24 protein-coding genes and 1 tRNA gene are annotated in these 23,971 nt (G+C 65.6%); 13 read left to right on the top strand and 12 right to left on the bottom strand.

The window, feature by feature from the left end; genetic code table 11:
- Positions 1–46 precede the first annotated feature (46 nt).
- Entirely contained in the window at positions 47–274 is a 228-nt protein-coding gene (locus KGM94_RS00600) for a sulfurtransferase TusA family protein (protein ID WP_300253829.1), read from the top strand.
- Between the two features lie 55 nt (positions 275–329).
- Here the strand turns inward: KGM94_RS00600 and KGM94_RS00595 are convergent, their stop codons facing one another.
- The gene (locus tag KGM94_RS00595; protein ID WP_300253827.1) at positions 330–677 is read right to left on the bottom strand and encodes a metalloregulator ArsR/SmtB family transcription factor; all 348 of its coding nucleotides are present in this window, start codon (positions 675–677) and stop codon (positions 330–332) included.
- Positions 678–911: 234 nt separating this feature from the next.
- Between KGM94_RS00595 and KGM94_RS00590 the strand changes: the two genes are divergently transcribed.
- Complete coding sequence (locus KGM94_RS00590) at positions 912–1,892, top strand: nitronate monooxygenase (protein WP_300253825.1); 981 nt, start codon at positions 912–914, stop codon at positions 1,890–1,892.
- Between the two features lie 20 nt (positions 1,893–1,912).
- Here the strand turns inward: KGM94_RS00590 and KGM94_RS00585 are convergent, their stop codons facing one another.
- From KGM94_RS00585 to KGM94_RS00550, 8 genes are all read right to left on the bottom strand, one after another.
- Positions 1,913–2,275: a cytochrome c family protein gene (locus tag KGM94_RS00585; protein ID WP_300253917.1), complete on the bottom strand. Its 363-nt coding sequence runs from the start codon at positions 2,273–2,275 to the stop codon at positions 1,913–1,915.
- A gap of 64 nt (positions 2,276–2,339) precedes the next feature.
- Positions 2,340–3,335 carry an FAD:protein FMN transferase gene (locus KGM94_RS00580; protein WP_300253823.1) on the bottom strand — a complete coding sequence of 332 codons (996 nt, stop codon included), beginning with the start codon at positions 3,333–3,335 and terminating at the stop codon, positions 2,340–2,342.
- 9 nt (positions 3,336–3,344) lie between these two features.
- The gene (locus KGM94_RS00575; RefSeq protein WP_300253821.1) at positions 3,345–3,878 is read right to left on the bottom strand and encodes a nitrous oxide reductase accessory protein NosL; all 534 of its coding nucleotides are present in this window, start codon (positions 3,876–3,878) and stop codon (positions 3,345–3,347) included.
- Complete coding sequence (locus KGM94_RS00570; RefSeq protein ID WP_300253819.1) at positions 3,875–4,702, bottom strand: ABC transporter permease; 828 nt, start codon at positions 4,700–4,702, stop codon at positions 3,875–3,877. Before KGM94_RS00570 ends, KGM94_RS00575 begins: the two co-directional genes overlap by 4 nt.
- Complete coding sequence (locus KGM94_RS00565; protein ID WP_300253817.1) at positions 4,699–5,619, bottom strand: ABC transporter ATP-binding protein; 921 nt, start codon at positions 5,617–5,619, stop codon at positions 4,699–4,701. The genes KGM94_RS00570 and KGM94_RS00565 overlap by 4 nt, the downstream gene beginning before the upstream one ends.
- Positions 5,616–7,001, bottom strand: coding sequence for a nitrous oxide reductase family maturation protein NosD (locus KGM94_RS00560; RefSeq protein WP_300253915.1), 1,386 nt, complete (start codon positions 6,999–7,001; stop codon positions 5,616–5,618). The genes KGM94_RS00565 and KGM94_RS00560 overlap by 4 nt, the downstream gene beginning before the upstream one ends.
- Positions 7,002–7,003: 2 nt before the next feature.
- The gene (nosZ, locus tag KGM94_RS00555; RefSeq protein WP_300253815.1) at positions 7,004–8,938 is read right to left on the bottom strand and encodes a TAT-dependent nitrous-oxide reductase; all 1,935 of its coding nucleotides are present in this window, start codon (positions 8,936–8,938) and stop codon (positions 7,004–7,006) included.
- Positions 8,939–8,949: 11 nt separating this feature from the next.
- Positions 8,950–11,205, bottom strand: a complete 2,256-nt coding sequence (locus tag KGM94_RS00550) for a NosR/NirI family protein (protein ID WP_300253913.1) — start codon at positions 11,203–11,205, stop codon at positions 8,950–8,952.
- Between the two features lie 266 nt (positions 11,206–11,471).
- On the opposite strand from KGM94_RS00550, the gene KGM94_RS00545 reads away from it, so the two are divergent.
- Entirely contained in the window at positions 11,472–12,338 is an 867-nt protein-coding gene (locus tag KGM94_RS00545; RefSeq protein ID WP_300253813.1) for a ferritin family protein, read from the top strand.
- 74 nt (positions 12,339–12,412) lie between these two features.
- Here KGM94_RS00545 and KGM94_RS00540 read toward each other — a convergent pair whose 3' ends face one another.
- From KGM94_RS00540 to KGM94_RS00530, 3 genes are all read right to left on the bottom strand, one after another.
- On the bottom strand, positions 12,413–12,898 hold the full coding sequence (locus KGM94_RS00540) for a hypothetical protein (RefSeq protein ID WP_300253811.1): 486 nt from the start codon (positions 12,896–12,898) through the stop codon (positions 12,413–12,415).
- Positions 12,899–12,928: 30 nt separating this feature from the next.
- Positions 12,929–13,005, bottom strand: a tRNA-Arg gene (locus KGM94_RS00535).
- A 279-nt stretch (positions 13,006–13,284) separates the two neighbouring features.
- On the bottom strand, positions 13,285–14,778 hold the full coding sequence (locus tag KGM94_RS00530) for a HAMP domain-containing sensor histidine kinase (protein ID WP_300253809.1): 1,494 nt from the start codon (positions 14,776–14,778) through the stop codon (positions 13,285–13,287).
- A 353-nt stretch (positions 14,779–15,131) separates the two neighbouring features.
- Between KGM94_RS00530 and rpmH the strand changes: the two genes are divergently transcribed.
- The 10 genes from rpmH to dapE all read left to right on the top strand — a co-directional run bounded on the left by rpmH (position 15,132) and on the right by dapE (position 23,886).
- Positions 15,132–15,266 (top strand): 50S ribosomal protein L34, encoded by a 135-nt coding sequence (gene rpmH / locus KGM94_RS00525; protein WP_008542748.1) that lies wholly within the window; start codon positions 15,132–15,134, stop codon positions 15,264–15,266.
- 32 nt (positions 15,267–15,298) lie between these two features.
- Positions 15,299–15,712, top strand: a complete 414-nt coding sequence (rnpA, locus tag KGM94_RS00520; protein WP_300253807.1) for a ribonuclease P protein component — start codon at positions 15,299–15,301, stop codon at positions 15,710–15,712.
- 13 nt (positions 15,713–15,725) lie between these two features.
- Complete coding sequence (yidC, locus tag KGM94_RS00515) at positions 15,726–17,588, top strand: membrane protein insertase YidC (RefSeq protein WP_300253805.1); 1,863 nt, start codon at positions 15,726–15,728, stop codon at positions 17,586–17,588.
- Positions 17,589–17,711: 123 nt separating this feature from the next.
- A complete protein-coding gene (gene yihA, locus KGM94_RS00510) occupies positions 17,712–18,365 on the top strand; it encodes a ribosome biogenesis GTP-binding protein YihA/YsxC (RefSeq protein WP_300253802.1) in 654 nt (217 codons plus the stop codon).
- Position 18,366: 1 nt separating this feature from the next.
- On the top strand, positions 18,367–18,735 hold the full coding sequence (locus KGM94_RS00505; protein WP_300253800.1) for a DUF423 domain-containing protein: 369 nt from the start codon (positions 18,367–18,369) through the stop codon (positions 18,733–18,735).
- A gap of 164 nt (positions 18,736–18,899) precedes the next feature.
- The gene (gene argB / locus KGM94_RS00500; protein WP_300253798.1) at positions 18,900–19,787 is read left to right on the top strand and encodes an acetylglutamate kinase; all 888 of its coding nucleotides are present in this window, start codon (positions 18,900–18,902) and stop codon (positions 19,785–19,787) included.
- Positions 19,788–19,960: 173 nt separating this feature from the next.
- On the top strand, positions 19,961–20,959 hold the full coding sequence (locus KGM94_RS00495; RefSeq protein WP_300253796.1) for a DUF1036 domain-containing protein: 999 nt from the start codon (positions 19,961–19,963) through the stop codon (positions 20,957–20,959).
- A 10-nt stretch (positions 20,960–20,969) separates the two neighbouring features.
- Entirely contained in the window at positions 20,970–21,659 is a 690-nt protein-coding gene (locus KGM94_RS00490) for a pyrimidine 5'-nucleotidase (protein WP_300253794.1), read from the top strand.
- Between the two features lie 97 nt (positions 21,660–21,756).
- The gene (gene dapD, locus KGM94_RS00485) at positions 21,757–22,602 is read left to right on the top strand and encodes a 2,3,4,5-tetrahydropyridine-2,6-dicarboxylate N-succinyltransferase (RefSeq protein ID WP_300253792.1); all 846 of its coding nucleotides are present in this window, start codon (positions 21,757–21,759) and stop codon (positions 22,600–22,602) included.
- Positions 22,603–22,719: 117 nt separating this feature from the next.
- Positions 22,720–23,886 (top strand): succinyl-diaminopimelate desuccinylase, encoded by a 1,167-nt coding sequence (gene dapE, locus KGM94_RS00480; RefSeq protein WP_300253790.1) that lies wholly within the window; start codon positions 22,720–22,722, stop codon positions 23,884–23,886.
- The last annotated feature ends 85 nt before the right edge of the window (positions 23,887–23,971 follow it).

Here is a 23,971-nt window from a genome sequence, read left to right as displayed (position 1 = left end):
CAGCCCAACCTTCAACCATCCGACGATCCGACAGCAGGAACCGCCAATGGCCGACAAGACACTCGACGCAAAGGGTCTCAACTGCCCGCTCCCGATCTTGCGCGCGAAGAAGACGTTGAAGGACGTTCCGGCGGGCGGCACGCTCGAGGTGCTGTCGACCGACCCCGGCTCGGTCGCGGATTTCGCCGCCTTCTGCAAGACGACAGGCAACGAGCTCGTAGAATCGGCGGCCGACGGCGGCGTCTATCGCTTCCTGATCCGGCACACCGGCTGATCCGGCGGGTCATGCCGCTCCCGGTCCGCGGCGGATCGCGAATTCGCGCGCCGGACTAACGTCGGCCGGCCCGGCTGCCGCAAAAGACCTTGTAGAGCGCCTCCAGCACGACCTGAACCTTCCCGTCGGCGAGACGGTAATAGATCGTCGTTCCCTCGCGGCGCGCGGAGACCAGGCCGTCGAGCCGCAGCCGCGCCAGTTGCTGCGAGACGGTGGATTGCCGCCGCGAGACCAGCTCCTCGAGCTCGCCCACCGTCTTCTCCCCTTCGGTCAGCAGGCAGAGGATGAGAAGGCGGGATTCGTGAGCGAGCGCCTTGAGGAACTCGCTCGCCAGGTGGGCGTTGCCGGCCATCTTGTCGACGTCGAGGGACGAGTCGACAATCTTGATCTTCGGCAGGGCCATCCGGTTTGCCTTTCAAATTCAAATATTTGATTGTTCTAATAAAGGGCTCCGGCCCAGAGGTAAAGGCAAGAATGGGCCTCGTCGGCCCCAGCCCGGGGATTGCCCCCTCTCACACTGAAATTGCCAAGGAACGGGAAGGTCGCACGTTCTCTCATTGAGAATGGTCCATCAGGACAATTCATTTGTGCGGATGCAGGATCGGTGGCCTGATCGCCGCGTCTGGAGGCCCCGACCATGGCTGTCATCACGAACCGACTGACCCGCACGCTGAACATTCGCCATCCCATCATTTCCGCGCCCATGGCCTTCGCCGCCGGCGGCGCCCTGGCGGCCGCCGTCAGTGCGGCCGGCGGCCTCGGCCTCATCGGAGGCGGTTACGGCGATTCGACGTGGCTGGACGAGCAGTTCGACGTCGCCGCCGGCCAACGCGTCGGCGTCGGCTTCATCACGTGGTCCCTGCGAAAATCTCCGTCGCTGCTCACCGACGTCCTCAGGCGCAAGCCGGTGGCGGTGATGCTGTCCTTTGGCGATCCCCGGCCCTTCGTCGCCGAGATCAGAAACGCCGGCGCGCTGGTGATATGCCAGTGCCAGACCATCGACCATGTGTGGGATGCGATCGACGTCGGCGCGGACATCATCGTCGCGCAGAATGCAGAGGCAGGCGGGCACGGGGCCCTGCGAGGGGCACTCTCATTCGTGCCGGAAGCGGCCGATCTGCTCGCCGCCCATGCGCCCGACGCCCTGCTGGTCGCGGCAGGCGGCATCGCCGATGGCAGGGGGCTTGCCGCCGCGCTGATGCTCGGAGCCGAGGGCGTGCTGGTCGGGACGCGCCTGTGGGCGTCCGCGGAGGCGCTGGTGCATCGCCGGCATCACGAGGCGATCGTCGAAGCGAGCGGCGACGAGACCATCCGAACGACCATCGTCGACATTGCGCGCCAGATTCCCTGGCCGCGCGGTTTCACGGCCAGGGTTCGCCGCAACGCCTTCACCGCGCGCTGGCACGGTCGCGAGGACTTGCTGGAGCAGAGCGCGGCCGTCGAGGGCCCCCGCTACCGGCAAGCCTTCGCGGAGGGCGATCCGGACAATGCCGCCGTCTGGTTCGGCGAGGCCGCGGGACTCATCGGCGCGATCGAGCCGGCCTCCGACATCATCGAGAAAATGGCGACCGAGGCAGCCGGCCGCCTTGCCGCCCATGCAGGCGCCACGCTCGCATAGGCTCGCAACGCTGGTGCGGCCTATTGCTGGCTCAGCTTGACTGGCGCCTTGTCGAACGTGTGCAGGTAGGCGATCAGGTCCTTGATCTTCTGCTCGTCCTTGATGCCGGCGAAGGCCATCTTGGTGCCGGGGACCTTTGCCTTCGGATCCTTGATGTATTCCGAGAAGGTCGCTTCGTCCCAGGTGAGGCCCGACTTCTTGTTGGCATCGGAATAGTTGTAGCCTTCGACCGAGCCCGCCTTGCGTCCGAAGAGTCCATTGAGGACGGGTCCCACGGCGTTCTTCGCGTTGTCTCCCACCTGATGGCACGCCTTGCAGACCGCGAACGCCTTTTCGCCGGCGGCGGCATCCTGGGCGCAGGCTTGCCCGAAGCCCGCGGCCATGAAGATCGCGGCGAAGACCAATCGTTTCATGTGGTTCTCCTTCTCGGTTGAATGCTGGGAAGCGCTACGCAACAAGATCCAGGGCGGCGCCCTGGGCGTCGATCAGATGAACCCGCTCGATACTGGCGTCGGTCATCAAGGCCCGGATCTCGGCAGGCGGCATGAAGCTGAACGCGGTCGACATCGCGTCCGCCGCGGTGGCGTCGAACGCGACCGTGGTGACGCTGCGATAACGATTGGCGCAGCCGCCGGTTGCCGGATCGAACAGATGATTGAAGCGGCCTTGCGGGTCGAATTGGAACCCGTAGGCGCCGGATGTCGACACCGCGCGGTCGACGATGGGGAAGACGGCTGCGGCCCGCCCGACGACCTCGGGGTCCGCAACGCCGACTTCCCAGGGCGCTCCATCGGCACGGGCCCCAATCGCGCGCGGTTCGCCCATGTCGACGAGGCTGTGAGCGACGCCCTCGGCGCGCAGCAGGTCGACCACCCTGTCCGTGACGTAGCCCTGGGCGATGCCATTCAGGGTGACGGCGAAGCCGCGCGGCATCGCGATGCGGTCGCGGCTGATTTCGAGATTCTTGCAGTCGACATGAGCAAGGGCGACATCCAGTTCGGCGCGCGGCGGTCCGTTTGGGTCGGCATTCGGCTTCGAAAAGTGCGCCGCATAAAGCGACCAGAGCGGCTGCACGGTCGGATCGAACATGCCCCCGGTTAACTGGGCATAGCGCTTCGAGATCGTCAGCAGATCGACCATCTCGGCCGGCGGGTCGACCAGAATGCCGGTCCGGTTCAGTTCGACCAGTACGGAATCCTTCAGATACAGGCTGAAGAGGCGCTCCAGACGACGCGCTTCGGCAAGCGAGGCCCCGATCAACCGCCGGGCTTCGCTTCGATCCGGGTGATGGATCTCCATCGTCGCGATGGCGCCGAGCATGGTTCCGCGCCAGGTGACGGGGTCGGTGGCGGCTTCCGATTTGCTTGCCAGCGACAAGGCCGGCAGCCCCGCGGCTGCCGCGCAGATCCGGATGAACCGTCGACGTGAGAGCGGTGTCTGCATGGCCTTCTCCTAGTTCGACTGCCCAGACGCGGACGGGTCCGGCGGCTCGCCCGACGCCAGCACGTAGTCGCGCGGGATTTCGGAGAACGGCACCACGCGCCCGCCATTCTCGGCGGCAAATCTTTCCGCCGCCGCGCGGTCCGAGAACGGAACGGGTTCGTCGCCGCCCATCCCACCCTTGACGTGGCTGCCGATCACGAACAGCGCGCTGCGCGCCTCGATCCAGTTGTCGACGCCCGGCTTGTCCCAGCTCGGCGCCTTGGCCATGTCGGAGACATAGATCGCCTGGATGTCTTTCGGCTCGTCCGGCAGCAGGGTGAAGGCGATGGTGTCCCGCACGGACGAGAACCACACCGGCTCGATCAGGCTCGCGGCAAAGATCTGCCCCTTCGGCCCGGGATGCTCGAGCACGTTCATGCCGCAGTAGTGGCCGATGGCCTCGGCGGTCATTTTCTGCGGGACGGGAAGCTGCGCCGCCTCCTTCTGGCAGGCGGCCAGCGTAACCGAAGCCAGCAGCGCGAAGGCGATGGCGAGGCGCCTCATAGCTCTCTCCGGGCGAAGGCAATTGCGGCGAGGCCCAGCGGGACCAACGTCCACAACGTCAACGCTGACAACAGCGCCTGGACGGACAAGGACGAGCTTTGGGCAAGTCCGGCCATGCCCGCGAAGGTGCTGACATTGGCAAATCCGGTCAGGTTGAATAGCCGGTAGACGTCCGTCGGGTTGAGAAGAAGCATCGCATTCAACGCCACTGCGGAGATGTGACGGCCCTGGTCGAGCGCGAGCAGGCCGAGCAAGGCCATGTCGTAGATCAGGACGAGAAGCAGCCAAAGTCCGATGGAGACACCGGCCGCCGTCCCGCGGTCGCGCACCAGGGCACTCACCAGATAGCCGATTGCGACGAACACGGCGCCGAGCAGAACGGATGAACCGATCATCGCTGCAAAGGCCAGAAGGCTGTCGAGGTCGATGCGGCTTCCGGTCGCCGCCAACGCGCCGACGGCGACCCCGTAGCCGAAGCATGTCGCGAACCCCAATACCGCGAGGTGCCCCAGGAACTTGCCAATCAGCACCTGCCATCGCGCGACGGGATAGCTGAGCAGCAACAGCATCGTGCCGCGCTCCATGTCGCCGACGATGGCGTCATGCGAGATCAGAAGCGCAATCAGCGGAACGAGAAAGATCGTCAGGCTCGAAAGGCTGACGATGACGACGTCGAGGGCACGGACGCCGACGCTGCCGGTCGGCGCGCTGCCGAGAAAGGTCAACGACAGGGCAAGCCCGGCGAGCAGGAGAGTCGCGGCCAGCACCCAGCGATTGCGGATCGCCTGATGGATTTCCTTGGCCGCAATGATCGGCACGTTCATGACGTCACCTCGGCCTGCCCGAGGAAGTGGACGTAGAGCTCATCGAGAGTCGGCTGGACCACATCGACGTCTTCCACGGAATTGCCCGCGGCCGTTGCGCAGTGCAGAAGCTCGATCTTCCGGTCCGGCGCAGCATCGATCTCGACGATGTGGCCATTGAGCCGTCTGCAGGTCGCACCGCTCGGCAGCCACGGCGGCAATTCGGCGGGCGAGAGCCCGGCGACCTTCAGCCGAATCCTGGTCGGCAGCTGCGCGATGTTGCGCAGCCGTTCGATCGAGCCGTCGGCGACCTTGACGCCGCGGTTCATGATGATCACGCGCCCCGCGCGCTCCTCGAGCTCGGTGAGGGAATGCGAGGAGAGCAGCACCGTCGCGCCCTGGGCCGCGAGCCGCGCGATGATCTCGTAGAAGGTTTGCCGCAGCTCCGGGTCGAGGCCCGTGGTCGGCTCGTCCAGCAGCAGCACCTTGGGATGCCCGATCAGCGCCTGGGCGAGGCCAAGCCGCTGTCGCATGCCCTTCGAATAGGTGCCGACGCGGCGCCCGGCGGCGACGCCGAGCCCGACCGTGTCGAGCAGTTCCAGCGCTTTCGCGATCGGCTCCCGCTTCAGCCTGGCGTAGAACGCCTGTGTTTCGCGGCCGGTCAGGGCTGCGTCGAACGAGACGTTCTCCGGCAGATAGCCGAGCCGCCGTCTCCCCGAAAACTCTCCGGCGGCCGGATTGTCGCCGAGCACCTCGATCGATCCGCCGGTCGGACGGATGAGCCCGAGCATCAGCTTCATCAATGTCGTCTTGCCGGCGCCGTTGTGGCCGATCAAGGCCACCAGTTCGCCCTGCCCCAACTCGAACGAGGCGCCGCGGACGGCCTTGACCTGGCCGTACTCCTTGGTGACGTCGGTGACACGCACCGTGCCGGTCATCGCACTACCTCGGCCGCCTGGCGCTTCGGCGGCGACATCAGCGGATGGCTGTCAACCACGCCGCCGGGAAGCAGCGCCGGAAACTGGGCCTGGGCCCAGCGGATCACCTGGACGGCGGGGCTGTTGATCAGGAGCTTCGCGGCAGGCGCCGTCCACAGCACGCGGTCGATGAGGCCGTTCGGCCGGTAGGCCGTGTCGGCGACACCATCGCCGTTGAGGTCGAACGCCGGATTGTCGCTCCAGTAGTTGCCGCGGCCGTTCTTCGACCAGTCGAGATGGCGGGTGCCGACGTATTTCACCTGGGCGGCGTTGTTGACGAAAGCGTTGCCGGTGATGTCGTTCCCCTCGGAGCCGGCGGTGAAGTGTACGCCGATCTCGCAGCCCTCGAACCAGTTGCGTTCGATCCGATTCTTGTTGGTGTTGTAAATGAAGGCACACTTCTCGGGACCGATCCGCTGGTCTCGAATGGGCGCCGACGAAGTCGTTTCCGCCTGGGGCACGCCTTCGTCCGCGGCGCGGTTGTCCGACGTCGCCCAACGCTCGGCGGACTGCAATCCGCCAATCACGGTGTTGCCGGAAATTTCATCGTAATTGGACGCGTTGAAGAGAATGCCACGATCGCGGTCGTGGTCGGAGACATTGTCCCGTACCACGAGCTTCCTGGAGAACATCAGCGCGTAGCCGATGAGATTGCTCTTCGAGACGTTCCCGACGATCTCGCTGTCGTTGGTGTACATGTAGTGGACCGCGAATCGCAGGTCGCTGAAGCGATTGCCTTTCACCACGTTGTTGCGGCTGGTGATCGCGAAGATGCCGTCCCGCCCGTACCTGAAATCGTTATCCAGCACCTTGGCACCCGGGGCGTTCCAGACCGTGATTCCGTTGCCGGTCTCGCTGTTGCGCGCCTGGCGCAGTCCGACGACGACGTTGTGGCGCGCCACCGCGTCAGGCGCTCCGTGAAAGTACATCCCGAAGAGGTTGTCCTCGAGACGGTTGTCCTCCACGACGGCGCCACGCGCCGACTGCTCGACGAAAATTCCCGAGTCCATGGTTTCAAGCGACCGCCCCGAGCCGCGCACCTCCAGCCCGCGCACGACCGCACCCGGCGCCGAAATCGTGATGACGCTGCCTTTCCCCGAACCGGCGACGACCGCGCCGGCGGCTCCGGAGAGGACAAGCCGATGCGCAATGTGGAGCGGGCCTCGGTAGGTCCCCGCGGCCAGCCAAATTTCGTCGCCGTCGGCGGCGGCGTCCAGAATTCGTTGGACGTCGCCGGCCTCCGGCGTGACGAAATGCTTTTCCGCCGAGGCTGCGCGCGCACCGAGACCCGCGGCTGCGAGAGCCGCCAGCGTCCAGAGCGCCAGGTGACGCGCGCACCGCATCGTCACGCGTTCCGCGGCGACACCAGCATGCGCCCGCGCATTTCCATGTGCATGGCGTGGCAGAACCATGTGCAGAAGTACCAGTAGACGCCGGGCTTGTCGGCGACGAAGGTGACCGACGAGGTCTGCTGCGGACCGATCTCCATGTTGATGCCGTAGTTGACGATGCAGAAGCCGTGGGTCAGGTCCTCGACGTCGTCGATGTTGGTGACGTAGACCGTCACCTCGTCGCCCTGCTTGACATCGAACTTGTCGAGCGCGTAGGCGGGCGCGGCCGAGTACATGTAGACGCGCACCTTGTTGCCGTCCCGGATCACCTTGGCGTCGCTCTCGAGCGTGACCCCGTCGGCCTTGGCCTGCTTGACCGCATCCGCGAAGTATGGGTCGTCGCGCTTCCAGATGCTGATGACCTTTCCCTCCAGCTTGGAGCGGTGCACGATGACCGCGTCATGCGGCTCGGCGAAGCTCGGGCCATCGTGTACCAGCTTCATCTGATCGCCCGAGATGTCGATCAGCTGGTCGTTCTCCGGCTTGAGCGGACCGACGTTGATGAAGCGGTCCTTGGAGAACTTGTTGAGCGAGATCAGCCATTTCCCGTCGGCCTCCCTGGTCTCGCCCATCGAGGAGTGGTTGTGGCCCGGCTGGTAGTGGACGTCGAGCTTCTGGATGATCGGGTTGACCTTCTCACCCTTGAATGCGCGCTTGGCTTGTTCGATGTTCCACTTGCAGACCTGACTGTCGAGAAACAGCGTGGTGTAGGCGTTGCCTTTACCGTCGAAGGCGGTGTGCAGCGGACCCAATCCCAGCTCCGGCTCTGCGACGACCGTATCGCGCGGCTTGATCTTGTCATCGAACAGATCGTCGAACTTGCGGACGTCGAAGACGGAGACCGTCGGCGACAGCTTGCCGTTGGCCACGACATGGATGCCATCCGGCGCGGTGTTGATCCCGTGCGGACTGTTGGGGATCGGAACGTAGCGAGTGTAGGCAGACCCCTTGCGCCCGTCGATCACCGGCACGCCGTTCATCTCCTTGAAATCGCCCTTCTTGACGGCGTCCTCGATGCGCTTGAGGTTGAAGATCACGATCCAGTCGGTTTCGCTCGCGGTCATCTCCGCGAGAGTGACGCCCTTCTCGGAATTATAACAGGTCGAGAATGCATACTTGCCCTGGTAGTCGGCGTCGGTGTTGTCGAGATTGCCGTCGACGATCACCTGCCAGGCAATCTTCATGGTGTCGCCGTCGACGGCCGAGAACATCGACCAATACTTGGTCTTGTCGTCCAGCACCTTGCCGTCGTTCGGAAGCGGCACCTCGTATTCGCCGTTGCAGAAGACGTAGCCCGTGCGTGGATATTTCTGCGGGCGCATGCCGTGAATGGTGTACTGGTTCGGCAACTCGATGATCTTGTCGCACTTCATGACGTCGGTGCGGATGCGGGCGAGACGCGTGTTGGCCTTGTCGTTGATGAAGATGTAGCGCCCGTCATAGGTGCCGTCGGTGAACGACATGTGCGGATGATGGCAGTCGCCGTTCTGCCAGACCCCGTTCATCCGACCCTTGAGCCGGTCGCGCGTCTCCTGGGTGAGGCCTTCGGTCAGGATCTTGAGCGACTCGTTGGTCAGTCCCCAGCCGGTGGCGCTGTCGCGGTTGAAGACGGGAATACGCATCAGCTCGCGCATCGACGGCATGCCGATGATGCGGATTTCGCCGGTCTGGCCGCTCGAGAAGAACACGTAGTATTCGTCCAGCTCGCCCGGCGCGACCTCGATCTTCTGGGTCCCGGCGCGGGCCGCGGGACTTCCCTGCGCGGCCGCCTGCTCGGGCGCAACGGCCTTGCCGAGACCGAGCCCACCCGCCAGGCCCGCCGCGCCGACCGCGGCGGTCCCAACCACCTGGCGGCGGCTGATCGTGTTCTTGTCTTCCTCGCGATCCATGTTCATCTCCTTCAGGTTTCCGAGCGGCTTGGTGAGTGTTCCGGGGACGCCGCGGCAGTCAGGGGCAAGGGCTGGCCCGCGTGCGTGATGATGGTCTTCGGGCCTGCTCCGCCGCCGCGCATCGATGGTGACGACATCGCCGCGAACTTCTCGCGCTTGAGCCTCACCTGGATCATATGCGGGCAGCGATGGTCGTCGTAATAAAGCTCCTGGCAGTGCATGCAGTAGATGCACTCGTTCACGTTGATGTGACCCTCGGGATGGATCGACTGCACCGGGCATTCCTTGGCGCAGCGCTGACAGGGCGACCCACATTCCTGCCAGCGGCGCAGCCACTCGAAGGTCCGCATTCGCCCGGGGATGGCGAGCGCCGCACCGAGCGGACAAAGGTAGCGGCAGAAGAACCGCTCGATGAACAGACCGATGACGAGCAGCGCCACGGCATAGAGCGCAAACGGCCAGCTTCGCGCGAATTTCAGGATGATCGCGGTCTTGAACGGCTCGACCTCGGCAAAACGCTCCGCGAGGTCGACGGAATAGAGCGACAACCCGAACAGACCCAGGAAGATGATGTACTTGATGGGCCACAGCCGCTCGTGCAGCCCCCAGGGCACCGTGATCTGAGGCACCTTGAGCCACTTGGCGACCGTGTTGCTGAGTTCCTGCAACGCGCCGAAGGGACACAGCCAGCCGCAGAACGGTCCGCGGCCCCAGAACAGGAGTCCGCCGGCGGTCGCCGCCCACAGAATGAAGATCAGGGGCGCGGCCAGGAAGAACTCCCAGTGGAAACCGGTCACCAGCGCGTTGGCGAAAGTCACCACGTTGACCACGGAGAGCTGCGCATTGGCGTACCAGCCGAGCCAGACCAGCACGAAGACGAGGTAGAGGCGGCGAACCCAGGTGTAGAAGACCGGTCGCCGGACCAGGAAGTTCTGAAAGAAGAAGATGACGGTGAGCATCGCCAGCGCGACCGCCGTGATCGCGATCGAGACGGCTTGCGAACGCCACATCCGGACCCACAGCGGCTCTTCGTCGTCGGCCGCGTGTTCCGCCGGTTGGGCCGTAGCCGCAGTCTGCGTCGCGGGCGAGGGAGCGCCGGCCGGCACGGTGACGGCACGCTGCTCACGGCGGACGTAGCGTTCGGGCAGGTCGTAGTTGATGTCGAATGTGAGGAACGCCTTGTCGCGTCCGACGGTGGCTCGCTGGACCAGCAGCTTCAGTTGCCACGGTTCGGTAGGGTCGAGCGTGAATTCGGGCGGCGTGACGAACAGGCCGATCTCCTTGAACTCCGGCGCGCCGGCCGCGGCGAGCCCGCCGAGACGGGTGTGGTTGCGGTCCCGGAAACGGGTGCTGGATCCTTCCTGCAGCACTTCGATGCGGTCGAAGATGCCGCCGCGCACGTAGGCCGAGCCTTTGAAGGAGTAGGCGCCGTTGCCCGCCACCACAATTGCCTGCTGCCCCGGCTGCAACCGTCCCTTCAGCCTTTCATAGGCTTCGTCGCCGAGCAGGCTGCGGCCGATGGTCGGCACGCTGGCGAGAGCGACGTAGAGGTCGATGAAGGTGTCGGAAGCCTCGCCCGGCTCGGAATTCCGGGCGGCAGCAGCGCTGCCGGACTTTGCGAAGGCGTCGTCGACGTCGCCGATGCTCAAGTGCAGGCGGCGCACCGAGCCGTCGCCGACGAGGCTCGTCCAGTCGCGAACTTCACTGTGCTCGAGATCGACCGTCTTCGTCACCGGCGGCAGCGCGGAGGCAGCGGCGACAGCGTCTCCGCCGCCGATGCGGCCGCTGCGGATCAGCTTCGAGGCGGAGCGCACGATGCTGTCGCTCATGACCAGCACGGTGACAGTCGCGCCGCTGACGATGTCCACCTGCGGCGGCGGCTCGGTGCCGCGCGCCACCGGCTTCATGTCCTTGCCGATCAGGCCATTGACGGCCGCGACGATCCGCGCCTCGGGAATGCCGACGAGGACGATCGGCTCCTTGTGGTCGATCAGCTTCACGGCGGTAACGATCCCCTTGGGGTCGATGCCGACGAGGATGTGGATCGGCTTGCCGGAGTAGCCGACCGCGTTGGCGAAATCGGAATTGAGGTAGACGAAGCCCTGGAGCTGATCGCCGCGATAGACGGGAACGACGGGCGGATCGCCCTGCAGGGGTCCGAAGCGATCGGCGCCGGGGAAAAAGTCGGCAGGCGAGGCCTTGGCGAGGTAGTTGGCGAGGTCGCCGGCCGCGCATGCGGCCTGGGACCACAGCGCTGAGCAGATCACAAGGACCAGGGCGAGCAGGAAGCTGCCTTGGCGTCGTTTGGACGTCACGAAGAAACTCCGGGCCATGGAGCACCACAAGTGGAACGGCCCGCCCCAAGACGGACAGGTATTCCACCCAATCTTGAATGTCTAATGTCCGGAATCGCCGCTGACGCCGGTTGGCTGGCCCATTGAGCAAGCGGATTGACTTCCGTCAAGGCGACCTTGTTAGTATCGCTCCACGATATACCTCCGCGTTGCAGCAAACAGCGAAGGACGGATCGGCTATGCCGCTGCTGCGAACCGCTCTTCTGGGAACAGAACCCGCCGGAACCCTGCGGTCCCTGGATGAGCTGTTCGCGCTCGCAAATGCCATGGAACAGGAGGCAGCCGGCAAGTACGCGGAACTGGCGGAAGCAATGCGACACCAGGATCGCGCCGATCTGGTCGAGGTCTTCAGCGACCTTGCGGCCGCCGAGCGCGAACATGTCGATAGCGTGACGAAGTGGTCGCAGTCGCGCCGCGGCAAGACGCCGGATTCCACGTTGGTCCGCTGGGAGGCGCCCAAGACTTTCGACAGCGATGCGACGACCGAAATCATGGGCTCGAAGTTGATGACGCCATATCGCGCGCTTGCGATGGCCGTCCGCAACGAGGAGCGCGCCTTTGCATTCTGGTCGTACCTCGCGGCATTCGCCGAGGATACCGAAATCAAGACCGCCGCGGAGACGATGGCCAGCGAGGAACTCGGCCATGTCGCGACTTTGCGCAAGGCCCGCCGGCGCGCCTATCATCGGGAACACGATGCCTCACGCCCGGCCACCGGGAAAGCGGAGCCAATCGACGCGGCCAAATTGGAGCACCGATTGGCTGGCCAGCTTCAACAATTGGAACTTGGGCTCGACCCTGTGCGGGCCGCCAGGATCCAGGAACTCGCAGAGCAGGCACGGTCGATGTCGCTCGAAGCGAGAGGAGTGGGCCGGCTTCCGGCTGACCTCGAACGGCGCGATGCCCAGACCATCGCGGAGGCGCTGGCGGACGCGTATCTCGAGGGCGCGGAGGCATCCCACGATCCCGCACGTCTGGAAGCCTTGCAGGCGCTTGCCGAGCGCGCGATCGCGCGACTTGCGTGGCTTCGGTCCTTGTCCAACTGAATCGCGTTTCGCGTCCCCGATCCAGGCGCGGATTCGATCCGAATGCGGGGACGATGGGGCCAGCCGGGCCGGGGTCAACGCCGACTAGAGGGCTGCTCCAGGATGGGGGAGGCGTCATGGGCGCTGCCAACGACGAAGACCGACGTCCTGTCCGGGCTGACGGCGAAATCTCGAACCTCAAAGGCGCGCCGCTCGTTCTGATCGACGGGACCGGCGCGCGCAATGACGTAACATCGGCCGGGATCGAGCGGAGGCACGCCCATCGCAACGCCCTCTACGACGAATTCCTGTCGCGACAGCCGGCGCCAGCGATCGTTGCCGGACGAGATCATCTGCATGCGCGCCAGCAGCCGAATGTCCTGGACCTGATCGCAGAGGGATCCGACTTCCGAGACGTGCAGCCGTCCGCTTTCCAGCCATCTGCTCTCGGCTTCCGCCGAAGAAAGCATCGCACACAGGACCGGTGCTGCCATCAAGCCAGCCGCGCGCATCGCCTCGCTCCGCCGCAATGATGGAGAAGGCTGGCGGAGCCGGGAGAAAGCGGCATTGACGCGGATCAAACGCTGCGCGTCCGATGAGGACGGAACAACTGGCGCGCCCGGAACGATTCGAACGTCCGACCCTCAGATTCGTAGTCTGATGCTCTATCCAGCTGAGCTACGGGCGCGTTTTCGCGAGAGGCGATGCGGGCCGTCAGCCCGCACACGCAACTTCCGGAACGAGGCCGGAAGGGCTGCGAAAGAGCGCTCTGACTAGCCGCTCTCGCCCCGATTGGCAAGGTCCGGGACGGCAGTATTTCGGGGGCGTCGCCGACCCTCCCCGCCGTCATTCCGGGGCGATGCGGAGCACCGAAGCGGCAAATCTCGCGCCAAACGCCTCCGGATTGCGAGGTCGGCACGTTGCGCCAACCGGGAATGACGGGTGCGGGCTGAGCGGAGAGGAGCCCCTACGCCCGCGCACGCTCGTTGCGGATGATCTGGAGTTCCACGGGACGGTCGGGGATCACGATCCGGAAGGTGGCGCCAATGGTGCCTTCGACCAAATGGATGTCGCCGCCATGGGCGCGGACGAGTTCAGCGGCGATTGCAAGCCCGAGCCCGCTGCCGCCGGGACGACCGGAACTCTGGAACGCCTCGAACAGGTGCCCCCGCGTCGTTTCGGGTACGCCCGGGCCGGTGTCGGAGACCTCCAGGATGGCGACCGCACCCTCGCGGCGTCCGGTAATGCGGATCTGCCGCGGGCCGATCGCGCCGGACGATTGGGTCTCCAGCGCCTGGGCGGCATTGCGCACGAGATTGAGCAGCACCCGGAACAACTGGTCCGGGTCGGCGTCCACCGACAGTCCACGCTCGATCGCCGACACCCAGGCGATCGAGGCGTCGGCGGCCAGGCCCGCGGTTTCCCGCACCTCCGTCACGACCGTCTCGATCAGGATCATGCGGCGGTCGGGCGCGGCCTCCTGGGCGCGGCCGTAGGACAGGGTCGACTGGCAGAAAGCGATGGCGCGCTCCAGCGAGCGCACGAGCTTTGGCGCAAAACGCTGCACGCGCGGATCAGGCACGCTGGCGAGTTGATCCGACAAGAGCTGCGCCGAGGCCAGCAGGTTGCGCAGATCGTGGTTGATCTTGGAGACTGCGAGCCCAAGTGCGGCGAGCCGGCTCTTCTGGTTCAGCATCGACATCAGGTCGCGCTGCATGTCGGACAATTCGCGCTCGGCCACCCCGATCTCGTCGCCGCGCTGGCTCGGCACGATGATGCCGGCCGAGCTCTCGGGATTCTCGTGGAATCCGACCAGGCTCGCCGTCAGCCTGCGCATCGGCCGCACGAAGAGATAGTGCAAGGCGAGGTAGACCAGCCCCGCGGTCAGGCCCGCGATCAGAAGCGAGACGATCAGCACGTTGCGCGAGAAGCGGTACATCGCCAGGCGAATCGGCAGTTCGTCGGTGACGACCTCGATGAACTGCGCCCCGCCCGGCGCCGGCCCGACGATGCGGATGGTCTGGTTGCCGGTCTCCAGCATCATCTGGAACGAGCCGGTGATGGCGTCCCAGACCGACATGGAGCGGATGTCGAGATCATGGTCGATCGCCGCAGGCAGGTCGGCGCTGGCAAGCAGCCGGCGCTGCTGGCCGAGCTTGATGGCCACGCCGCGGGCGCCGATGCTCTTCAGGATCTGGCGGGACAAGGATTCCGGCACCATGCCGGAGGGGGCGGCGTCCAGCACCAGCGCGGCCGTGTTGGCAGCCGCCAAGCGGTCGTTGAGCCGGTTCATCCAGAAATTGGCGATGGCTGGCACATAGATCAGCATGCCGGCGATCATCACCAGGGGGATGGTCAGCAGCAGCAATTTGCCCGATAGCCCGAGCCGGCGCGGGCCCTGGGGCCGCGCGGCCCGCCGGGTCGGCTCGTCCTGGGTTGGCTGGATGTCGGTCGCTGACACGAAATTCGCCTTCCGCTCGCCTCTTGGCCTCGAAGATGCGGGCCGCGACCGCAGCCCGTCAAATTACGGATCGCTAATCTCCCGACTTGGGATGTAGGCCCGCCCGCGGCGGATCGCCATCCTCAAAGGTCAAAAACCCCGCGGAAACAGCGATATTCGCCGTTGCTGAGGCATCCGGCGACGTTGACGAAAACGGGACGCTCCCTTATAAGCCGCCCCGAATTGTCCGCGTTGACCCGGCTCTCGCCGGGAGCGGCTCTTTTGGGGCCGGAATCGGCCCGTTTTGGGCCACATCTTCCGGACGTAAACCTTCAATTCTACAGGCAGATTGCCCGGTCAGCGGAGAAAAACCCGTGAAGCGGACTTATCAACCCAGCAAACTGGTGCGCAAGCGCCGTCACGGCTTCCGCGCCCGTCTCGCCACCGCGGGCGGCCGCAAGGTCCTCGCCGCCCGCCGCGCCCGCGGCCGCAAGCGTCTGAGCGCCTAAAGCCAAGGCCCCGGCTCTTTTGGGATTTCATCATGGATCGGCTGAGGCAGCGGGCGGACTTCCTCGCCGTTGCCAATGGCGCGCGGGCGAACGCCAGCGCGTTCGTGCTGCAAAGCCGACGCCGCGACGATGACGGCCCGAGCCGGATCGGCTTCACCGTTACCAGGAAGAACGGCACGGCCACCGAACGCAATCGCATCCGGCGCAGGCTTCGCGAATTGGTGAAGCGCCTCGACCCGGTATCGGTGCGACCCCATCATGATTATGTGCTAGTCGGCCGGCGGGCAGCGCTCACGCGCGACTTCGCGGCCATGCTCGACGACCTCCGCGCGGCGATTGCCAAGCCGGCAGCCAAGCCGCCAGCCAAGCCGCGAGCCAAGTCTTGGCGGCAGGCGCCGACGGGCCGTGGGACACATCCCGGCGCAAGCCGCAAACCGGATCGATGACGAGATTCATGAGATGACCGACAATCGCAATACCATCCTCGCCATCATTCTGTCCGGCCTGGTGCTGATCGCCTGGCAGTACTTCTACAACATGCCGCAGATGGAGCGGCAGCGCGCGCAGAGCCAGACGCAGGCCGAGTTGCAGAAGAACACGGATCAGCCGAACGCCGCCGCGACGCCGGCGGCGACGCCCACCGGAAGCCCGCAGGCGGGCTCCACGCCGCAGGCCGCGCCCGGTGCAAACCAGCAGGCCCAGCCCGTGGTCAGCCGCGCGACGGCGATCGCCGCCTCCCCGCGCGTCAAGATCGACACCCCGCGCCTCACCGGCAGCATCTCCCTGAAGGGCGCGCGGATCGACGACCTCGCGCTGGTGCAGTTCCGCGACACGGTCGATCCGAGTTCGCCCGCGATCATCCTCTATTCGCCCTCGGGCACCGCGGAGCCCTATTACGCCGAGTTCGGCTGGGTGCCGGCGACCGGCTCGACGGTTCGGCTGCCCGACCAGAACACGATCTGGCAGCAGGAAGGCTCGGGCGCGCTGACGCCGACCTCGCCGGTGGTCTTGAAATACGACAACGGCGAGGGCCTCACCTTCCGCCGCCGCATCTCGGTGGACGAGCGCTATCTCTTCACCGTCCGCGACGACGTGACCAATGTCGGCAGTGCGCCGGTCACGCTCTATCCCTTCGCACTCATCTCGCGCCACGGCACGCCGCACGTCTCCGGCTACTACATCCTGCATGAAGGCCTGATCGGCTATCTCGGCGACCAGGGCCTGCAGGAATACGGCTACAAGAAGATCGACGAGGCCAAGCAGGTGAGCTTCAAGGTCACCAACGGCTGGCTCGGCATCACCGACAAGTACTGGGCCTCGGCGCTGCTGCCCGACACCACGGCGCAGCTGCAGGCGCGCTATTCGTCGAACCTCGTCAACAACGTGCGCTCCTACCAGACCGACTACCTGCTCGACCCGCAGACGATCGCGATCGGCGGCACCGGCACGGCGAATGCGCGGCTGTTCGCGGGCGCCAAGGAAGCCAGCGTCGTCGGCATCAACTTCCCGTTCGCAGGGCTTGGCGGCTACAACAAGGACCTCGGCCTGAACCACTTCGATCTCCTGATCGACTGGGGCTGGTTCTACTTCATCACCAAGCCGATGTTCCTGGGACTGGATTTCTTCTACCGCCTCGTCGGAAATTTCGGCATCGCGATCCTGCTCGTGACCGTGATCGTGAAGCTTTTGTTCTTCCCGCTGGCGAACAAGTCCTACGCCTCGATGGCGAAGATGAAATCGGTGCAACCGCAGCTGCAGGCGCTGAAGGAGCGCTATCCCGACGACAAGGTGAAGCAGCAGCAGGAGATGATGGAAATCTACCGCAAGGAGAAGATCAATCCGGTCGCCGGCTGTCTTCCCGTGGCGCTGCAGATTCCGGTATTCTTCTCGCTCTACAAGGTGCTGTTCGTCACCATCGAGATGCGTCATGCGCCGTTCTACGGCTGGATCAAGGACCTCTCGGCGCCGGACCCAACCAATCTGTTCAACCTGTTCGGGCTGCTGCACTTCGATCCGACGCAGCTCCCGGTGTTCGGGCACTATCTCGCGCTCGGCGTCTGGCCGATCATCATGGGCATCACGATGTGGTTCCAGATGAAGCTGAACCCGACGCCGCCCGATCCGACGCAGAAGATCATCTTCGACTGGATGCCCCTGATCTTCACCTTCATGCTGGCGGGCTTCCCGGCGGGCCTCGTGATCTACTGGGCCTGGAACAACCTGCTCTCCGTGATCCAGCAGAGCTTCATCATGCGCCGCAACGGCGTGAAGGTGGAGCTGTTCGACAATCTCAAGGCCGCGTTCGCGAAGAAGGCGACGTAGGCCGCGGTAGCGTCGTCATTGCGATGAGCGAAGCGACGAAGCAATCCAGACTGTCTTCGCCGAGGCATTTATGGATTGCTTCGCTTCGCTCGCAATGACGGAATAGCCAATTGTGAGCTTCGCATGACCGACGACACCGATGCGAGGCTGATCGAGGCGGGGCGAAAGCTGTTCGCCGGCGACTGGCGCTTCGTGTGGGCCTCGCCCTCGATCGAGACGCTGCCGCCGATGGCGGGGCTCGAGGTCGCCTTTGCGGGGCGCTCCAATGTCGGCAAGTCCAGCCTGATCAACGCGCTGACCTCCCGCAGCAACCTCGCGCGCACCTCGCATACGCCGGGTCGCACCCAGGAGCTGATCTTCTTCGAGGGGCCCGAGAGCGCCGGCCTGCGCCTGGTCGACATGCCCGGCTACGGCTACGCCGCGGCCCCGAAGACCAAGGTGGCGTCGTGGACCGCGCTGATCCACAAATTCCTGCAGGGCCGCAGTTCGCTCGCGCGCGTCTACGTGCTGGTCGACGCCCGCCATGGGCTGAAGGACGTCGATCTCGACGTGCTGAAGACGCTCGACCGCGCCGCCGTCAGCTACCAGGTGGTGCTGACCAAGGCCGACCAGGCCAAGCCGGCCGAACTCGCGGGCCGCGTCGCCGAGACGGAAACTGCACTGGCAAAACACCCGGCCGCCTTTCCGGTCGTGCTGGCGACCTCGTCGCGCACCGGCGCCGGCATGGCCGAACTGCGCGCCGCCATGGTGCGGCTGCTGGACGAGCGCAGGGCCTGAGATGTCGCGCGCGTTCCGCATCCTGATCGCCTTGGCCGGATTGATGGGCGCGGCCGGCGTGGTGCTGGCGGCAGCCTCCGCCCACGGCACGGACGCGAGCCGGCTCGCCGCCGCGAGCTCGATGCTGCTGTTTCATGCCACTGCCGTCCTGGCAACCACGGCGCTGCTCGCGCGCGGCCTTCTGCACGGCGGAATTGGCCGTGCCGCCGCCTTCGGCTTCGTGACCGGCGCCGCCCTGTTCGCCGGCGACCTGACCATGCGCCAATATGCCGGCCACGCGCTGTTTCCCTACGCCGCCCCGACCGGCGGTACGCTGATGATCGCAAGCTGGCTGGCGCTGACCGTCGCCGCAGTGTGGCCGCGAGGCTGATCCGTAGCCCGGATGGAGCGCAGCGCAATCCGGGTATCACGCCGTCGGCTCCGGCCCCGGATTTCGCTGCGCTCCATCCGGGCTACGTGGCAGTCACACTTTGCGCCCTGCCCGCCAATCGGATAGAACGCGGCCCGAACCGTCCCGCCAGCGAGATCAGCTTCATGACCGAAATCTCACCGCTCGATCAGGCCCGCATCCTGTCCGAAGCGCTGCCGCACATGCAGCAATATGACGAGGAAACCATCGTCATCAAATATGGCGGACATGCCATGGGCGACGAGGCGACCGCGAAGAATTTTGCGCGCGACATCGTGCTGCTGGAGCAGACCGCGATCAATCCGGTGGTGGTGCACGGCGGCGGGCCGCAGATCGCGAGCATGCTGAAGCGCCTCGGCATCCAGTCGGAATTCGCGGCGGGCCTGCGCATCACCGATGCCGCCACCATCGAGATCGTCGAAATGGTGCTCGCCGGCTCGATCAACAAGCAGCTCGTCGGCTACATCAACGAGGCCGGCGGCAAGGCCGTCGGCCTCTGCGGCAAGGACGGCAACATGGTCACCGCCACCAAGGCGACGCGCAGCATGGTCGACCCTGGCTCCAACATCGAGAAGGTCGTCGATCTCGGCTTCGTCGGCGAGCCGGACAAGGTGGATCTGACCCTACTCAACCAGCTGATCGGCTACGAACTGATCCCGGTGCTGGCGCCGCTTGCGACCTCGAAGACGGGAGAGACCTTCAACGTCAACGCCGACACCTTTGCAGGTGCCGTTGCCGGCGCGCTGAAGGCCAAGCGCCTGCTGCTTCTCACCGACGTGCCGGGCGTGCTCGACAAGTCCAAGAAGCTCATTCCCGAGCTCTCCGTGAAGGACGCGCGAAAACTGATCGCCGACGGCACCATCTCGGGCGGCATGATTCCGAAAGTCGAGACCTGCATCTACGCGCTCGAGCAGGGCGTCCAGGGCGTCGTCATCATCGACGGCAAGATGCCGCATGCGGTGCTGCTCGAACTCTTCACCAACCAGGGCACCGGCACGCTGATCCACAAGTGATGGGCGGAACGCCACGAAGGGAAAGCGTCATGGCCGGGCAAGAGCGCGGAGCGCGTCCTGGCCAAGACGTCCCGGTCATCCACGATGTTTCCTTCGGCGGCAAAGGCGTGGATGCCCGGGTCAAGCCCGGGCATGACGAGCGGAGATTGAGGCAACGACGTCGATCCTTACTGATGCAGATCCTGCTGTCCTTGCCGGCCATCGTCGTGTCGCTGTTCGCCTCCTCCGGACCTGCGCTTGCCGACCTGAAGATCTGCAACCGCATGAGCTACGTCGTGGAGGCCGCGATCGGCATCGACGACAAGGCGGCGACCGCGACGCGCGGCTGGTTCCGGATCGATCCCGCCACCTGCCGCGTGGTGGTGCAGGGCACGCTCAGCGCCGACCGCATCCTGCTCAATGCCCGCGCGCTCGGCGTCTACGGCGCCTCGCCGATCCCGCAGAACGGCAGCGACATGCTGTGCGTGGCGCAGGACAACTTCGTCATCGCCGCCGCGCGGCAATGCCGCAGCGGGCAGACGCAGGCCGCCTTCACCCAGATCACGCCGACGCGGGGCGACGACGGCAACCTCGTCGCCTATCTCGCCGAGGACAGCGAATATGACGACGAGCAGGCGCGGCTCGCCGGCATCCAGCGGCTACTGGTGATCGCGGGCTTCGACGCGGCCCCGATCGACGGCGTCGACGGACCGAAGACGCAAGCTGCCCTGGCCGCGTTCCTCAGGAGTCGCGGGCTGTCGTCCGACGTCGTGCAGACGCAGGATTTCTTCAAGATCATGGTCGACGCCGCGCAGACGCCGTCCGCGTCGGGGCTGACCTGGTGCAACGACACGCCGCACAAGATCATGGCCGCGGTCGCCACCGACGACGGCAAGGCGGTGACCAGCCGCGGCTGGTACCGCGTCGATCCCGGCAAGTGCCTCCACCCCGACGTCACCGGCCAGCCGAAGCAGGTCTACAGCTTTGCCGAGGCGGTCGACGCCGACAACCGCACCATCAAGCTGAAGGACAAGCCGCTCAACTGGGGCGGCGGCAAGCAACTCTGCACGCGGGAAACCAAGTTCGAGACCAACGAACAAGGCGACTGCGCCAACCACGGCTTCGCCACGACGGGCTTTGCCCCGGTCGACATGGGCGGCGGCGGCAAGACGCTGCGCTTTGCGATACCGTGAGACTGACGCGATGAAGTCTCCCCGCACCTTCGATCGCATCGACACCTGGGTGTTCGATCTCGACAACACGCTCTACCCGCATCACGTCAACCTGTGGCAGCAGGTCGATGCGCGGATCGGGGAGTTCGTCTGCAACTGGCTGAACGTGACGCCGGAGGAGGCGCGGAAGATCCAGAAGGACTACTACCTGCGCTACGGCACCACCATGCGCGGCATGATGACCCTGCACGGCGTGCACGCCGACGACTACCTCGCCTACGTGCACAAGATCGACCATTCGCCGCTGGAGCCGAACCCGGCACTGGGCGAGGCGATCGCAGAGCTTCCCGGGCGCAAGCTGATCCTGACCAACGGCTCGACCGACCATGTCGATGCGGTGCTGTCCCGGCTCGGCCTGACCGCGCATTTCGACGCCGTGTTCGACATCATCGCCGCCAACTTCGAGCCGAAGCCGGCGCGGGCGACCTACCGGAAATTCCTCGCCGACCATGCGGTCGACCCGGCGCGCTCCGCGATGTTCGAGGACCTCGCCCGCAACCTCGCGATCCCGCACGAACTCGGCATGACCACGGTGCTGGTGGTGCCCGACGGCACGAAAGACGTGGTGCGCGAGGACTGGGAGCTGGAGGGCCGCGACGCCCTCCATGTCGACCATGTCACCGACGATCTAACGGAATTTTTGGCGGGGCTGAAGCGGTAGACCGTACCCCGGCGGAGTATGCCTTGACTCTCCCCCGTCAAATCCCGAAAAAGCCCTCCAATTCATCCAAAATTCCCGCCGCGCAGAGGAAGTCCCGATGTCCCGCCAAGCCCTCGAATCCACCATCAACCGCGCGTTCGACGCGCGCGACGGCATCTCGACCGCGACCAGGGGCGAGGTGCGCGAGGCGGTCGACGGCGCGCTGGAGCTTCTGGACAAGGGCGAGGCTCGCGTCGCCGAGCGCGCGGCAGACGGCAAGTGGAAGGTCAATCAATGGCTGAAGAAGGCGGTGCTGCTCTCGTTCCGCCTCAACGACATGAGCGCCATTCCCGGCGGTCCCGGCAAGGCCTCGTGGTGGGACAAGGTACCCTCGAAGTTCGACGGCTGGGGCGAGAACCGGTTTCGCGACGCCGGCTTCCGCGCCGTGCCGGGCTCGATCGTGCGCCGCTCGGCCTTCATCGCCAAGAACGTCGTGCTGATGCCGTCCTTCGTCAATCTTGGCGCCTATGTCGATGAAGCGACCATGGTCGACACCTGGTCGACGGTCGGCTCCTGCGCCCAGATCGGCAAGCGCGTGCACATCTCCGGCGGCGTCGGCATCGGCGGCGTGCTCGAGCCGCTGCAGGCCGAGCCGGTGATCGTCGAGGACGACTGCTTCATCGGCGCGCGCTCCGAGGTCGCCGAAGGCGTGATCGTGCGCAAGGGCGCGGTGCTGGCAATGGGCGTGTTCCTGGGCGCCTCCACCAAGATCGTCGACCGCGAGACCGGCGAGACCTTCATCGGCGAGGTGCCGGAATATTCGGTGGTGGTGCCGGGCACGCTGCCCGGCAAGCCGCTGAAGAACGGCCAGCCCGGCCCGAACACTGCCTGCGCCGTCATCGTCAAGCGCGTCGACGAGCGCACCCGCGCCAAGACCAGCATCAACGAGTTGCTGCGGGACTGACGTGGGGCGGTGGGAGTGGCGGATGGCGAATGAGCTGAGGCTCGGACCGGCAGAGCACACGGGAATTCGTCCCGCATGGCGCTAGCCCACCCGACGGCATGCATGTTAAGCGAGCGCATGACCGATGCCCTCTCCATCGCCCGCGATCTGATCCGCTGCCCCTCGGTGACCCCGGCCGACGCCGGTGCGCTGGGGGTGCTCGAAGAGCTTCTCACCGCCGCCGGCTTCGCATGCCACCGCGTGACCTTCAGCGAGCCGGGCACCGCCGACGTCGACAACCTCTATGCGCGGATCGGCGACCAGGCCCCGCACATCACCTTTGCCGGCCACACCGACGTGGTGCCGCCGGGCGATGAAGCCGCCTGGAGCGTCGGTGCGTTCTCGGGCGAGGTGAGGGACGGTTTTCTCCATGGCCGCGGCGCGGTCGACATGAAGGGCGGCATCGCCTGCAGCGTCGCCGCGGTACTGGAACATCTCGCCGCGAACGACGGCAAGCCGCGCCGCGACGGCACGGGCTCGATCTCCTTCCTGATCACCGGCGACGAGGAGGACGTCTCCATCAACGGCACCATCAAGCTGTTGCAATGGGCCGCCGCCCGCGGCGAAAAATTCGATCATTGCGTGCTGGGCGAGCCTTCCAATGTCGAGGCCCTCGGCGACACCATCAAGATCGGCCGCCGCGGCTCGCAGTCCGGCACGCTTTATGTCGACGGCGTGCAGGGCCACGTCGCCTATCCGCACCGTGCTTCGAATCCGGTGCCCGATATCTCGCGGCTGATCGTGGCGATCTCCGACGAGCCGCTCGACCACGGCAGCGCGCAGTTCCAGGCTTCCAATCTGGAATTCACCTCGGTCGACGTCGGCAACACCGCCTCCAACGTGATTCCCGGCCAGGCGCGCGCAAGATTCAACATTCGCTACAACGACAATCACACGCAGACTTCGCTGCGCGAGTTGGTCGAGGCGCGGCTGGCAAAGGCCTGCGGCAACCGCATCCGCGCCCGCATCGTCTGGGAGCCGTCGAACTCCAACGTGTTCGTCACCAAGCCGGGCCCGTTCACCGATCTCGCAGTGTCCGCGATCGAGGAAGTGACCGGGCGCAGGCCGGAGCTGTCGACGAGCGGCGGCACCTCCGACGCGCGTTTCATCTCCGCCTATTGCCCGGTGATCGAGTTCGGCCTGGTCGGCCAGACCATGCACCAGATCGACGAGCGCACGCCGGTGGCGGACCTGGAGAAGCTGACGAAGGTGTATCGCGGGATTTTGGCGCGGTATTTTGCGTAAAGTCTCGTCTTCAACCGTCATGGCTGGGCTTGTCCGGACAAGCGCGGCCATGATGCCGGAACGAGAACTTCCTTCCAGCTCTAAT

Origin of the sequence: Bradyrhizobium sp. (assembly GCF_028868675.1) — a bacterium.
In the GTDB taxonomy this organism is placed as follows: domain Bacteria; phylum Pseudomonadota; class Alphaproteobacteria; order Rhizobiales; family Xanthobacteraceae; genus Bradyrhizobium.
The sequence above is the reverse complement of the archived record's forward strand: the minus strand, read 5'-3'. Positions and strand labels throughout refer to the sequence as shown.